The following is a 12462-nucleotide window of genomic DNA, read 5'->3' as shown; positions in this document are numbered from 1 at the left end:
ATTAAAAACTTTTACTGTTACATCACACAAACAATTCTTCAGATTTTACTTGGACTAAATCACTCAACAATTTTTTAGGTTCAACTTGCACAGAGGGAATAGCTATTTGCTCAGCTGTTATAAATCCATTTTTATTACAATGATCCATAAAACTAAATAGTTTTATAAAGTAATCATCAACGTTAAGAAACCCTATCTTTTTGTCAAGCTCTCCAATTTTTATTGCGTTCCATGTTTCAACCGCTTCCTCTAGTGTTCCCAAACCACCAGGCATAACGATAAATGCGTCTGCCAGATGTTGAAGCATTTTTTTTCTTTCTTGCATGGAGGAGACTATATGAAGTTCATCTAGAATGTCTAACGGTTTTTCTTTGTCTAAAAGATGTGTGGTTGTAACCCCGATCGCTTTACCACCCAATCCTTTTACAGTTTTTGCTAATAAACCCATCATACCTAAACGTGACCCACCATAAACTAGTGTAAGTCCATGAGCCACTATTTCATGAGCAAGCTTAATAACAGCTTCTTTGAATGCCAGATTATTTCCAGAACTAGCACCAAGATAAACACAAATTGTTTTCATTACTAATTATCTCATTCCCCGTAAACGTCTCACCCATCAATAAAACAATACATCCCCGCAAATGTCCCACCCTTAAAGTTTATAGCTATTATTAATTGCTATTGAACTAACTCAATATAATCTTCCATTGATATGATAGTACCTATTTCACTATGTCTATTTTCTTTAATGAAACTATGAAACGAGGCTTTGGTTGCAGGGTGATCTAGACCATGCTTTTTATACCAATTTTTTAAAATACTACTTTGTTCCTTCATGAATTTATCAAAATCATTATTTAAAGCGCTTTTTTGATGCTCTGTTAATTTCTCTAGGTATGTGTTTATCTTTTTGTTTACATAATGTTTGTAGCGCTCTGATTGTTCTTCCAATTTTTCTTTTTTTTCTTTTTCTTTAGCCTCTGAGATCTTGCGACGCTCATTAATTACAGCTTTGCTTGATCTGCTTAGCTTATAATCTTTTTTTAATGCTTCAATCAAATACCCAGCTAAGCCTCTAATTTTTCCTGTAACAAAATTCTCTGATTGTGTAATGATTTCTACTTTCTCTCGAATATATTCCCTACCATATTTTGTATATGTCTCATCAATCATTTGTGCTGAAAATCCAAATGTACTAATCAATATTTGTTTTAATTCCTCATCAATTGATAAGTTATTTACCTGAATTGGAGATTCATCAATATTTTTTTCTAACTTGAATCGAATTTTAGTGACCTTCTGATTAACTCGTTCTAATTCAGGAACAATACGAATGGGTGATACTGTATTTACTTCATTCACCCCAACATCAAGTACTCTTTTCTTAAAATCTTTAAATACTTGATACTTTCCATCAAACACACCCATCAACTTTCTAAAAATCTCTATGGGAAACCATGGTGTCTGCATAAGCCCCTTATATCGGATACAATTCTCGTATAACGCCAAACCATAACCCGATTTAAACTTTGAAACGAGATCAATATTGATTTGACCATAAATTTCAGGTTGGTACATAAGATCTTTCATTACCTGGCTGTATTCATAAATACAAACTCCGTTTGAAAGTTCGGCAGATGCCAATATGGAACTAGCCTTCCATTTTTTTTCTTGTCCTGTTGAGCAATCAATAACATTCCACTCAATAGCTATCGTTATTAGTCCGATTAAAGCTTCCTTCAGCTTAGCAGTGTCTTTACTGTTGTAACCAATTAGTTGATATAAATCTTTTCCTTTGATTTCAAATTGTTGTTTGTAGGGAAGATCTGGATAAGCATTAAAGAGCAACGCATTAAACAGCTTACGCTGAACTAATGATAGATTATTAGAACAATGTATCGCGTTAACATGTTTCTTTAGCTCGAGACTTTTATTATTCATTGCTGCGTTTTTCACACAGTTCTCCCTAACGATAGAATCCGGATATCCGGATTAAATATCAATCCGGATATCCGGATTCCATTTCTTTTTCTAGATATTCAAACATATGAGAACACATAGATTCTAAATCTATTAATTCGGAGATTTCTTTATTAAGAACAATCGAAGGTAATCCTCGTGAATCACGTTTAAAAGTAAATAATTTCTTACCTTTTTGAGATACATAAAATTTAGCATCAGTGGAATTTCTTGTGTGTAATGACGATTGCGATTTCGTGCTATTTGATTCAAATATACGCTCAAGCTTGGCATTAGAATTTATTGTTTTCCCTATCTGATGGGCAATAGATAACATTGTTTTATAGTTGTTTTTTGATTTATTTAATATTTGAACAATAGAAACGGCCAACTGTTTTGATAAAATATGAATATTAGGAATTTTACCTATTATTTCATCAGGAATCTTTGAGTAAGCCATTAAATCATTAAAAGTTGATGTAGAGATATTTAATTTGTCTGCGAGCTCTTTTTCAGTTTTAAATACACCATCTACTAATAAGCGTTTATATAACAAGGCATTAGAATAGTTGCTAACATCATTTCGTAATTTATTTTCTGCATCTTGGGATGCTACAGCATCTTGAATATTAGGAATGTCTTTTTTTATGACTAAAAAAGGAATTCCAAGCTGTAAGCAAGCAATGTGTCGTCTTCTGCCGAAAATTACCTCGTATTTAATTTTTCCATGTGGGGTAGGGTGAAGCCTAACTAAAGCCGGTTGCAATTGTTTATTTGCTTTAATTGAATCAACAAGCCCTTGAATATCGCCCATTTCATTTTCATGACGGTTAGCATAGCACCATGGTTCACATTCAGCAGGATCAATATAAATCAGCTCTTGCTCTGAAAACTCAATTCCAGATTGTGTTTTAAAATAGGAAGATGCTTTGGATGATGTTTGATTAGAAGAAACCTCGTTAGAAGTTTCCAGTTTATTAATTTGCCCGTTTCGCAGTAACATGCCTAATGGACCAGAGTTGTGGACATTTTTTTTACTGTTATCCATTGTTATCACCACCTATATTCGAAGAAGTTGCTTGTTTGTCCCAAATATCTTTAAAGTTATTAATAATTTCTAAATTAACATCATCCAGATGTTGCAAAGCGCGTCTGTAAGCTTCTCGACTTCCTCGAGGTTTAGAAATGTCATAAATAGTCCCAATTTCGTTAGCTGCCTTAGGAACTTCTACAGTTTCACACATATGATTTGTCAATATATATCGTCCAAATTGTTCGCGCATCATGTTTTCCATTTGTAAGGCCTCATTACTGCCGGTATGTTTTGAAATCAAAATTCGAAGATATTCTAATTTTTTAGAAGGTAGCTCTTTAAACATGTTTCTTAATGTAGCGGTATACATGATGAAACTGGAATAATCATTCATAGATGGAGGAATAGGAATAATAATTCCATCACAAGCAATAATTGCGTTTAAAGTAAGTAGTCCAAGATTTGGGCCGCAGTCAATTAAGATAACATCATATTGATTTTTAATAATTTTCAAAGATTCAGCTAATCTAATAACTGGAGATCCTAGTCGGTCTTGATTATTTGCTGTTTCATTGGGTAAAATTAGATCACAATCTTGTATCGCCAAGTTCGCAGGAATAATATCTAAACCATCGAAATGTGTTTTTAAAATAACCTCCTTAATGTTGCTTGGGTTAGAAATAAGCACATTTGTGATGGTGTCTTCATATTTTAACTCTAAATCAGGTATCAATCCGGAGCTAATTAAGGTTGCAGTTCCTTGTGCATCAAAATCTAGTAGTAAAACTTTTAATCCTTCAATAGCAATTTTTTTACCTAAATCGACTGTCGTTTCTGTTTTTCCAACACCACCCTTTAAATTAGAAACGGCAATTGTTAAACATTTGGAACCTTTTGGTCGTATATAGCGAGTCCCGGCTTTATCTCTTAGACAATTTATAGCGGCTAAAGTGTACTTTTTTACGTTTCTCCCATTTTCCTGTTTTTCCATTACTATTCCTGGAATATCATCATGTGACTCCAATAGCTTTCGAAAGGTGGGATCTGAAACTTTAACCATTTTTGCTGCTTCAATAGCGCCCCATGTTCTTGGTTTTTTTCTTTTTTCAGGATTAATGACGTAGTTCCTGAGTGCCAATAACATATCATTCCCGGCTTGATAAAATTTATCCATCAGTTGTTCTGGATTATCTGTGCCATAAGTAATAATTTGAGGATTTAGCATAATTTCCTTTTGTTTAATAAACAAAATTTCACTGTTTTACTAATTTATCCATATTTTTATGAAAAAACAAGATTTTTATGAATTTTTCTATTTACTATAGAAACACAACGTGTTTTAATTTTTTTTAAGATCTTTTTATTTGTTGTTTAGAAGTTTAATGCATCAATGTTCTTAAGGGTTGTAGGATAGTCTGCGGGACATTTACGGGAATTGCCCGGGACGTTTACAGGAATGGATGCGGCGTTTACGGGATAGGGTGGGACGTTTGCAGGAAGTAAAAATAAGAAAAATAACTAATGGTGCGACGTTTACAGGTAGGGTGGGACGTTTGCAGGGATAAACTGAGGAGAGACACTCGTGTCAAATTTAGAATTGAAGGGATTGAAGTTGCTTCGAGCCTTAGACAATTCATTCCATGATGGAGAATCCAAACCCTTTGAATCGATAACTCATTTAGCTGTTGAGTTATTAAATTCTGGAAAATATCAGCCTAGAAGACAATTTGATGAATCTGTTTTAGATGAGCTCGCAAGCTCCATCAAAGTTCAAGGGATTATCCAGCCACTTATTGTTAGAAAGATTGCAGAAGAACGTTATGAGATTATTGCTGGCGAAAGACGCTGGCGAGCGGCAAAAAAAGCAGGTTTAACTTATGTGCCTGTTATTATTAGAAATGTTGATGATAATATTGCTCTCGCATTTTCACTGATTGAAAATATTCAACGCGAAAATCTCAACCCAATTGAAGAGGCGCTAGCATTAAACCGTTTTCGCGAAGAGTTCCATATGACTCATGAAGACATAGCACAAATGATAGGGCGTTCCAGAGTTTCAGTTACTAATACGCTTCGCTTACTATCTTTGGACTCTAGAGTAATAGAGATGCTAAACGAGGGTAAGATTGATATGGGACATGCCCGAGCAATTTTGAAACTTTCGCCAGAACATCAATATCAAGTTGCATGCGCCGTTATTGAGAAACAGCTCAATGTGCGTGATACGGAGGCATTAGCAAACCGATTGAAGTCATCAGGGGATAAGGAACATGACAAGACTTTTTTTTCAGCTACACGGCATGACAAGTGTGAGGAGTGGAGTACCTATCTATCTCAACAATTTACAACAAATGTTTCTGTAAAAGTAAATGCTGAAGGTAAGGGAAAAGTGATTATCGAGGTGAATTCTGCTAGTGAGATTGATTGGTTGATCAAACTAATGAGCGAAAGAGGATAGTTATCCACAAAATCTGTTGATAACGTTGTGTGATAATCGTGGGTTATAACGTAATTAAGCCTGTTAATGAGAAAGAAGAGCGTGTTTAATTTTTGGATTTTGGATTAATGATGAGACCATTGCGTATTTTTATCAGTAGCGTACAACAAGAATTTAAAGAAGATCGTCTAGAGATATGCCATTGGTTGAAAAATGATCCCTTAATGCGTCGTTTTTTTGATCCATTTTTATTCGAAGAATTGCCAGCTCATGATAGGAGGGCAGATCAAGTTTATCTAGAACAAGTAAGTGCTTGTGATATCTATATTGGTCTTTTTGGCTATGATTATGGCTTTGAGAATGCAAAAGGTGTTTCCCCTACTGAGGAAGAATACAATCTAGCTTCCGAGGAACATAAGACCCGATTAATTTTTATAAAGGGAAATGAAGAAAGTAAACGTCACCCTAAAATGAAAAATCTTATTACTCGTGTTGGAACTGAATTAATCAGAAGGCGTTATCAATCTATTTCCGAGCTTATTTCCAGTGTTTATGCGGCTTTAATACATGCTTTAGAAGAACGAAAATTAATCAGAAATAGCCCTTTTGATGCCGCTCCTTGTCGAGGGGCAACATTATTAGATTTAGATGAAGAGGGGATGACGGCTTTTTTACGTCGAGCAAAACGAGGACGTGGATTTCCACTGCCTATCGATGCGACCTCTTTTGAATTACTGTCCCATTTGAATTTGCTAGATGAGGATAAGCCTACACATGCCGCAATGTTACTCTTTGGAAAGCAACCACAACGGTTTGTTATGTCATCCGAGGTAAAATGTGCTCATTTTCACGGGACAGAAGTAGCCAAACCCATTCCTTCATATCAAGTATATAAAGGCACGTTATTTTCACTGGTCGATCAGGCGATTGATTTCGTAATGTCCAAAATTAATCTTTGGGTGGGAACCAGAGAGAGCGGGGCGGAAGTGCCTGTTGCCTATGAAATTCCCCAGGAAGTTGTCGCAGAAGCGATTGTGAATGCGGTTGCTCATCGAGACTATGATAGTAATGGAAGTGTACAGGTAATGCTGTTTGCAGATCGATTGGAAATTTGGAATCCAGGAGGACTCCCTCCATCATTGACCTTAGAGAAATTACGTCATCCACATGGTTCTGTTCCAAGAAATCCCTTGCTTGCTGAGCCATTGTATTTAACGAAATATATCGAGCGTATGGGAACTGGTACAGGCGATATGATTCGTCGTTGCCGTGAGGTTGGACTGCCAGAGCCTGAATTTTCTATCTCCGATGGATTCAAGACAACCATTTGGCGTAAATCATCATCGATGACCGGACAAGTTACCGGACAAGTTACCGGACAAGTTACCGGACAAGTTACCGGACAAGTCGATCCATGGGTGGAGCGGGTACTAAGAGCATGTGAGCTAAAAGGTGAGCTGAAAAGTATAGAGCTACAAGAGGTAGCAGGTATTAGGCATCGAGAAACTTTTCAACGTAATTATCTTGATCAATTGCTCAGGGATGAGTTAATCGAGCGTACTATCCCAGAAAAGCCTAAAAGTAGATTGCAAAAATATCGTTTATCCAAAAAGGGAAAAATTTTATTAGAAGATTTATCTAAAAATAAAAAATAGGATGAAGCCGATGTTAGAAAAGAGAAAGAAATAAAAAGCAATTATTAAGTGACTTTGATTGAATGATTTCTGTTTAAGGGAGCGCTGTTTAGCAAAATATCACCGAAAGGCAATTTTTATGCGTTTAAGTAGAAAAATCAACTTCCATATTTTAGTTTTAAGCGTCGTTTTCACTACAACCAATGGTTTTGGTTACATAAATAACGTCGCTTTATTAAGCGCTATTAAAACACGTTTATGATAACTCTGTATATTAAATAGTCAGTTAAGGCAAAGCGGTAAGCCTTGGTGTCATTTAGAAAATAGCCAAATTAGCAATGCGTTTTAGGCGATCAGGGTTGTCTTCAACATAAATTGCTGTGGTGACAATGTTGGCATGACCTGCAAGACGAGAGACAGCTTTAATATCCGCGCCCTGTTCAATTAAGCGGGTAATGAAAGTACGTCGACCAGAATGGGAGCTTGCCCCAATGATTCCTGCCTTATCATAGAGTGACTTGAACCATTTTTGCAAACTATTAGGCGTAAAGCGACTTTTGCGTTGGGTCTGAAATAAGGGTTTGTCTCGTGCAACATGTTTTAGGGTATCGAGATGAGCTTGGAGTGCTTTGCGGATTTTTTCATTGGCAAGATAAGCGTAACGTTGCTTTTCACCTTTGGTCATTGAGCGCTTCAAACAAATCTCTTCAAGTAATTGATAGTTGTAATCAGCCACATCCGCAATAGTGAGAGAGGCGATTTCTTTCACTCGCAATCCAAGTCCAAAAGAACAATACACAAGGGCACTATTTCTTATAGCGAATTGCCCATCTTTGGCAACAATAAGCAGTCGCTTAAACTCTGCTTCACTTAAGACTCTGGCCTTTCCTTCTTTTGGCATAAAAGACTCAATATTTTCCTGTTATAATGGTATTCTAAATAAATCAGGCTGTCTTGGCAAAAGCAAAAATAAAATTGTGGTTTATAGTAGAACTTTAGTATGAATACACTCATCGATGCAGCAATAAAATATCTTTCCAATCATTATTGCAGTGAAAAAGAACTTATAAGGCAATTAGAGAGGGATTTTTCGCATGTGCCCGAGTTAGATGCTCAGATTCATGCAACTATAGCTCGCCTTCGGGAATTACATTTAATTAATGATAATCGTTTGGCTGAGTCATTAAGTGCTCGTTATATCCATAAAGGAAACAGTTTTATTCAGCAAATATTAAAACAAAAGGGCGTTAAAGAAGAAGTGATTGAGCAAATCTTAGAGCATATTGAACTGGAAGAAGTTCGCGCCCTAGATGAAGCTCGGAAAAAAATGCGTGGATTTAAAAATGATACAGATGAGGCGATAAATACAAAATTAGCTCGTTTCTTAAGTGGCCGAGGTTTTTCCCATGCTACGATAAAAACCGTACTTAAACAGTTAAGTGAAGAACAGACTACTTAAAGTTTTAGATAGTGTAGCGGATGAATACAACAATCATTTGCATCTGTAAGAAAAGAAAACTGTAAATCAAACTCTGAATGAAATGATAAACTTACAACGCATCATGATTATTGGTAGACCAGGAAGTGGCAAGTCCACTTTTTCTGTTATGTTGCAAAAGAGCCTAAATATTCCATTATTCCATTTAGATAAATATTTTTTTATTGCCGATTGGGTGCCACGAGAATATGAGGATTTTTTGTCACTTCAAAAAGAATTAGTCGCTAAGCCTTGCTGGATTATTGATGGTAATTCCAGTAAATCATTCGAGATACGTTATCAGGAAGCCGACATCTGCTTGTACTTTAATTTACCCAAGTGGCTATGTTATTGGCGGGTATTTAAGCGCTTGTTTTATAAGGCTTCAGAAATTGATGATAGAGCCGCTGGTTGCAATGAAACGGTACGATGGTCGCTATTAAGTTATATGTGGAACTATGAACAACGGATTAACCCTTTATTAAATGTCTTAAAGAACCAATATCCAAAAGTGAAATTCATTGAGCTGCGTAGTCCATATGATGTGACGCACTTGATGCGTGTGCTTAAACATAAAGAAGAGTACAGTATTGTGACAGGATTTTAATAAATGATGCCGACGAATATGATAATACTCTTGATGGGTATTGCAGGTACTGGTAAAAAAACCATAGGCGAGGCAACGACAACACTGGCGTCTCAGTTTCGATTAGCACATCACTATGCTTGGATCGATCCGGTTCTAAAACTTTTAGGTAACGATGCTCAAGTATTTTGGTCTCTTGATGATAATGGATGGGCAGCGCTTAACAAAGCTCGTGATGTGATTTTTGATACGATGACGGCGGTTTGCTCTAAAGAAGCGAGCTTTGTTATTACCTATGAGCTCTTAGCGAATAATTCCTGGCATCAGGAATTTTTTAATCAAGTACAAACCGTTGCTCAAAAACGGGGAGCTGTGTTTGTCCCTATCCGATTGATTTGTAATGGTGCAGAGCTTATTAAACGCTTAAAAGACTCAGATAGAAAAGGCTATTTTAAAATACAAGATGAGGCGCTCATTACAAAAAGATTGTTTGAAGAAGACGTTTATTTTAGCAAAGAGCCGTATGAAATGACTCTAGATGTGAGCCTCCTTTCAGCAGAGGAGTCAGTGCGTCGTATTTTGGATTGGACTTCCTTAGTTTATGGGAGTAAAAATCAGAATCTGGAATTTAAACCATTGAGTCAAAGAGATTTGAACTTAATGACCCAATGGTTTGCAGAGCCTGAGGTGAAACAAGGGTATGCTCGGAATCAACAGTTTTCTTTGGAAGATATTAGTGCAAAGTACTCACCTCGCATTGAAGGCATAGATCCAGTCCCGAGTTTTATTATTTATTTGGATCAAAAACCAATTGGTTTTATTCAATATTACTGTCTTGCCGACCATTTACCCGAAGGAATTTCAGGACATAATGCTTCCTTGTTTGACGAGGCCACACCTGAACAATTGGCTGGTATCGACCTTTTTATTGCGGAGCCATCGTGTCGTGGGGTAGGGTTGGGCAAACAAATTATAAGGCGTTTTATTGCCGAACAACTCTACAAATTTAAAGCTGTTGTGGTTGATCCACAAATTGGAAACGAGCAAGCCATTGCGTGCTATCAAAAGGCTGGTTTTCTTCCCACGCAATACAGTGAAGACGCTGATTACCTACTCATGATAAACATGCTTTCTTATAGAGGATCCTATGAATATTCTTGAAACTCCCCATCTGATTTTACGTACATGGAGAGAAGCTGATTTTGATCCTATGTCACTTATTGATCAAGATAAAAAGGTATGTCAATTTTTACCAGGAATTGGGAGTAAGAGTACTACAAAAGCGGGCATTGAGAGGATTATCGCACATTATAAAGAGAAGGGATTTTCTTTGTATGCTGTTGAACTGAAAAGTACAGGGGAAATGATAGGATTTTTGGGGTTAATGACCCCTTCTTTTGAAGCGCACTTTACCCCCTCTGTTGAAATTGGCTGGAGACTTTCCTCAACACATTGGAATCAGGGTTATGCTACGGAAGGAGCAAAAGCTGTTTTAGATTATGCATTTACCTCTTTAAATCTTCCCGAAGTAGTTTCATTTACAGCAGTAAATAATCTGGCTTCAAGACGTGTTATGGAAAAAATTGGTTTGCAACACCATACCAAGGATGATTTTGATCATCCCAAATTGGAGCACAATAGTCCATTGAGACGACATGTGCTTTATCGATTATCCAGAGCTGATTATCTGAACAAAAAGAGTATCCAAGAATGATTTGGGAGACCACATTAAAAAAAATTACGGATGAAACGGCGAATCGTGCAGCTAATAAGTGGGTAAAAAACCCTACCCATTTTAAGCTTATCAATAATCAAATTAACTGTGTTTATCGATTTGAATCTAAGAACCAAGGCTTTTATCTTCGCATGACCCATGAAAAAATACGAAAAGCGCGTGAGCTTTTGAGTGCCATTGATTTTCAGAAGCATTTATTTTTGTGTGGTACGCCTATTTGTGAACCGGTTGCATCTCAAGAGGGAAATGATGTCGAAACGGTACACCAAGACGGTTTGGAATTTTTTGTTCATGTTTGCCGTGAAGTGCCAGGACAAATCATGCATTTTGATTATTCAGATAAAAAAGCTTATCTAACATGGGGAAGGGCTCTAGCGCTATTGCATCAAGCCTCGCAAAGTTATGTTGCATCAGAGCATCATTTTTTAACTTGGGAAGATTTGTGGCGTGAAACTTGGGATTATGCGCGTCAAGAAGAGGCGCTGATCCAGGATTTATATCAAACCATTACGACACGCTTCAAAACTTTTTCAATCAACTCAGCTAATTTTGGCCTAACTCATGGGGACCATCGACCAGGAAATGTGCTGTATGATGGGAGACAAGTTCATCTGATTGATTTTGATGAGCCTGTTTATCATTGGTATCTTGCCGATATTGCCAAACCTTTTTTGGACTTATGTAATAAGCCATGGCCTCTCTGGAAACCTGTGTTTGAATGGTTTATAGAAGGGTATAGACAAATCCGGCCATTGAGTTCAGATGAATTAAAAGAAATAAATCATTTTTCGCAAATGAAAAGCTTAGATATCTACCTTTGGTGTAAATACAACTGGTTTGAAGAAACAGCGCCAGGAGGAAAGCCACGGGAAGAGTGGCTTCAAGACTTAAAAACTATGGCATTAACTCCTTTGTTTGATGTGCAATAACCGATTAAGGCGATTTACATTGGGGTGGGTAATGAATAATATCATGAATGCGCGATAGTTCATTGGTTAAATTCCGGTAGCCATGCGGTTGATTGGCATTAAAACGAAGCCCTTCTCCTTTAGAAAGTGTTCTCCAGCTCCCGCCTAACAAAAGCTCAATGGTTCCATCCACAACAATGACATGCTCAATGACTCCATGTTTATGGGGAGGTGAAAGATGTTCACATTCGGGCAATAACTCAATAACAAACAATTCAAAATGGAGTTGTTCATCAAAAGGAAACAAGGGAAGTACTCGTATTTTTTCATCATCTGGATGCAAGGTTTCAGCATGTCCCGCCCTATAAATAGGATTGGTTGAATTATCCAGACTGTCTTCAATAAACGATGAAAAGGAGGCTTGAAAGCCGCTCGCAATTTTCCATAAGGTAGAAATCGTTGGACTTGATTCTTCTCGTTCAATTTGCCCAAGCATCGCTTTAGAAACGCCGGTTTCAAGCGATGTTTTGTCTAAACTCCAACCTCGTTCTTGTCTTAATAATTTTAATGTTTTTGCAATACGTTTTGAAATTTCTTGCATGATGTCTCTTAATAAAAAGCTTGTGCGTTTTAGCGCACGGGTATATACTGGTTTATTATGCGTTATAACGCACGAATTGTGAAGTAGAT

At 36.8% G+C, this 12462-nt stretch carries 13 protein-coding genes; 7 read left to right on the top strand and 6 right to left on the bottom strand.

Features of this window, described 5'->3' with window-relative positions; all coding sequences use genetic code 11:
• Positions 1-22: 22 nt before the first annotated feature.
• The 4 genes from OQJ13_RS16630 to OQJ13_RS16615 form a co-directional block, all read right to left on the bottom strand.
• Positions 23-583, bottom strand: coding sequence for a TIGR00730 family Rossman fold protein (locus OQJ13_RS16630; protein ID WP_265712032.1), 561 nt, complete (start codon positions 581-583; stop codon positions 23-25).
• Between the two features lie 98 nt (positions 584-681).
• Complete coding sequence (locus OQJ13_RS16625; protein ID WP_265712031.1) at positions 682-1959, bottom strand: replication initiation protein; 1278 nt, start codon at positions 1957-1959, stop codon at positions 682-684.
• A 43-nt stretch (positions 1960-2002) separates the two neighbouring features.
• Positions 2003-3010 (bottom strand): ParB/RepB/Spo0J family partition protein, encoded by a 1008-nt coding sequence (locus OQJ13_RS16620; RefSeq protein ID WP_019235287.1) that lies wholly within the window; start codon positions 3008-3010, stop codon positions 2003-2005.
• Positions 3003-4220: an AAA family ATPase gene (locus tag OQJ13_RS16615; protein ID WP_019235286.1), complete on the bottom strand. Its 1218-nt coding sequence runs from the start codon at positions 4218-4220 to the stop codon at positions 3003-3005. Before OQJ13_RS16615 ends, OQJ13_RS16620 begins: the two co-directional genes overlap by 8 nt.
• 357 nt (positions 4221-4577) lie before the next feature.
• On the opposite strand from OQJ13_RS16615, the gene OQJ13_RS16610 reads away from it, so the two are divergent.
• Both OQJ13_RS16610 and OQJ13_RS16605 read left to right on the top strand, forming a co-directional pair.
• Positions 4578-5453: a ParB/RepB/Spo0J family partition protein gene (locus OQJ13_RS16610; protein ID WP_265712030.1), complete on the top strand. Its 876-nt coding sequence runs from the start codon at positions 4578-4580 to the stop codon at positions 5451-5453.
• Between the two features lie 107 nt (positions 5454-5560).
• The gene (locus tag OQJ13_RS16605; RefSeq protein WP_265712029.1) at positions 5561-7087 is read left to right on the top strand and encodes an ATP-binding protein; all 1527 of its coding nucleotides are present in this window, start codon (positions 5561-5563) and stop codon (positions 7085-7087) included.
• Between the two features lie 295 nt (positions 7088-7382).
• On the opposite strand, the gene OQJ13_RS16600 is transcribed toward OQJ13_RS16605, so the two are convergent.
• Positions 7383-7967 (bottom strand): tyrosine-type recombinase/integrase, encoded by a 585-nt coding sequence (locus OQJ13_RS16600; protein ID WP_014845023.1) that lies wholly within the window; start codon positions 7965-7967, stop codon positions 7383-7385.
• Positions 7968-8066: 99 nt separating this feature from the next.
• Here OQJ13_RS16600 and OQJ13_RS16595 point away from each other — a divergent pair, with 99 nt between their 5' ends.
• The 5 genes from OQJ13_RS16595 (at position 8067) to OQJ13_RS16575 (ending at position 11793) form a co-directional block, all read left to right on the top strand.
• Complete coding sequence (locus OQJ13_RS16595) at positions 8067-8525, top strand: regulatory protein RecX (protein ID WP_265712028.1); 459 nt, start codon at positions 8067-8069, stop codon at positions 8523-8525.
• A gap of 82 nt (positions 8526-8607) precedes the next feature.
• Positions 8608-9150 carry a DNA topology modulation protein gene (locus tag OQJ13_RS16590; RefSeq protein WP_265712027.1) on the top strand — a complete coding sequence of 181 codons (543 nt, stop codon included), beginning with the start codon at positions 8608-8610 and terminating at the stop codon, positions 9148-9150.
• A 3-nt stretch (positions 9151-9153) separates the two neighbouring features.
• On the top strand, positions 9154-10290 hold the full coding sequence (locus OQJ13_RS16585; protein WP_265712026.1) for a GNAT family N-acetyltransferase: 1137 nt from the start codon (positions 9154-9156) through the stop codon (positions 10288-10290).
• A complete protein-coding gene (locus tag OQJ13_RS16580; protein ID WP_265712025.1) occupies positions 10277-10843 on the top strand; it encodes a GNAT family N-acetyltransferase in 567 nt (188 codons plus the stop codon). The genes OQJ13_RS16585 and OQJ13_RS16580 overlap by 14 nt, the downstream gene beginning before the upstream one ends.
• Complete coding sequence (locus OQJ13_RS16575) at positions 10840-11793, top strand: phosphotransferase enzyme family protein (RefSeq protein ID WP_265712024.1); 954 nt, start codon at positions 10840-10842, stop codon at positions 11791-11793. The genes OQJ13_RS16580 and OQJ13_RS16575 overlap by 4 nt, the downstream gene beginning before the upstream one ends.
• A gap of 4 nt (positions 11794-11797) precedes the next feature.
• On the opposite strand, the gene OQJ13_RS16570 is transcribed toward OQJ13_RS16575, so the two are convergent.
• The gene (locus OQJ13_RS16570; protein ID WP_265712023.1) at positions 11798-12373 is read right to left on the bottom strand and encodes a helix-turn-helix domain-containing protein; all 576 of its coding nucleotides are present in this window, start codon (positions 12371-12373) and stop codon (positions 11798-11800) included.
• Positions 12374-12462 lie beyond the last annotated feature (89 nt).

It is taken from the genome of Legionella sp. PATHC035 (genome assembly GCF_026191115.1).
Classification (GTDB): Bacteria; Pseudomonadota; Gammaproteobacteria; order Legionellales; family Legionellaceae; genus Legionella.
Note: the sequence above shows the minus strand (reverse complement) of the source record. Positions and strands in the feature narration are given on the sequence as shown.

What these genes read in the sequence shown, in the direction of transcription:
- OQJ13_RS16630 (WP_265712032.1), bottom strand. Translation starts at nt 583, where the DNA reads ATGAAAACAATTTGTGTTTATCTTGGTGCTAGTTCTGGAAATAATCTG.
- OQJ13_RS16620 (WP_019235287.1), bottom strand. Translation starts at nt 3,010, where the DNA reads ATGGATAACAGTAAAAAAAATGTCCACAACTCTGGTCCATTAGGCATG.
- OQJ13_RS16615 (WP_019235286.1), bottom strand. Translation starts at nt 4,220, where the DNA reads ATGCTAAATCCTCAAATTATTACTTATGGCACAGATAATCCAGAACAA.
- OQJ13_RS16605 (WP_265712029.1), top strand. Translation starts at nt 5,561, where the DNA reads ATGATGAGACCATTGCGTATTTTTATCAGTAGCGTACAACAAGAATTT.
- OQJ13_RS16600 (WP_014845023.1), bottom strand. Translation starts at nt 7,967, where the DNA reads ATGCCAAAAGAAGGAAAGGCCAGAGTCTTAAGTGAAGCAGAGTTTAAG.
- OQJ13_RS16595 (WP_265712028.1), top strand. Translation starts at nt 8,067, where the DNA reads ATGAATACACTCATCGATGCAGCAATAAAATATCTTTCCAATCATTAT.
- OQJ13_RS16590 (WP_265712027.1), top strand. Translation starts at nt 8,608, where the DNA reads ATGATAAACTTACAACGCATCATGATTATTGGTAGACCAGGAAGTGGC.
- OQJ13_RS16585 (WP_265712026.1), top strand. Translation starts at nt 9,154, where the DNA reads ATGATGCCGACGAATATGATAATACTCTTGATGGGTATTGCAGGTACT.
- OQJ13_RS16580 (WP_265712025.1), top strand. Translation starts at nt 10,277, where the DNA reads ATGAATATTCTTGAAACTCCCCATCTGATTTTACGTACATGGAGAGAA.
- OQJ13_RS16575 (WP_265712024.1), top strand. Translation starts at nt 10,840, where the DNA reads ATGATTTGGGAGACCACATTAAAAAAAATTACGGATGAAACGGCGAAT.
- OQJ13_RS16570 (WP_265712023.1), bottom strand. Translation starts at nt 12,373, where the DNA reads ATGCAAGAAATTTCAAAACGTATTGCAAAAACATTAAAATTATTAAGA.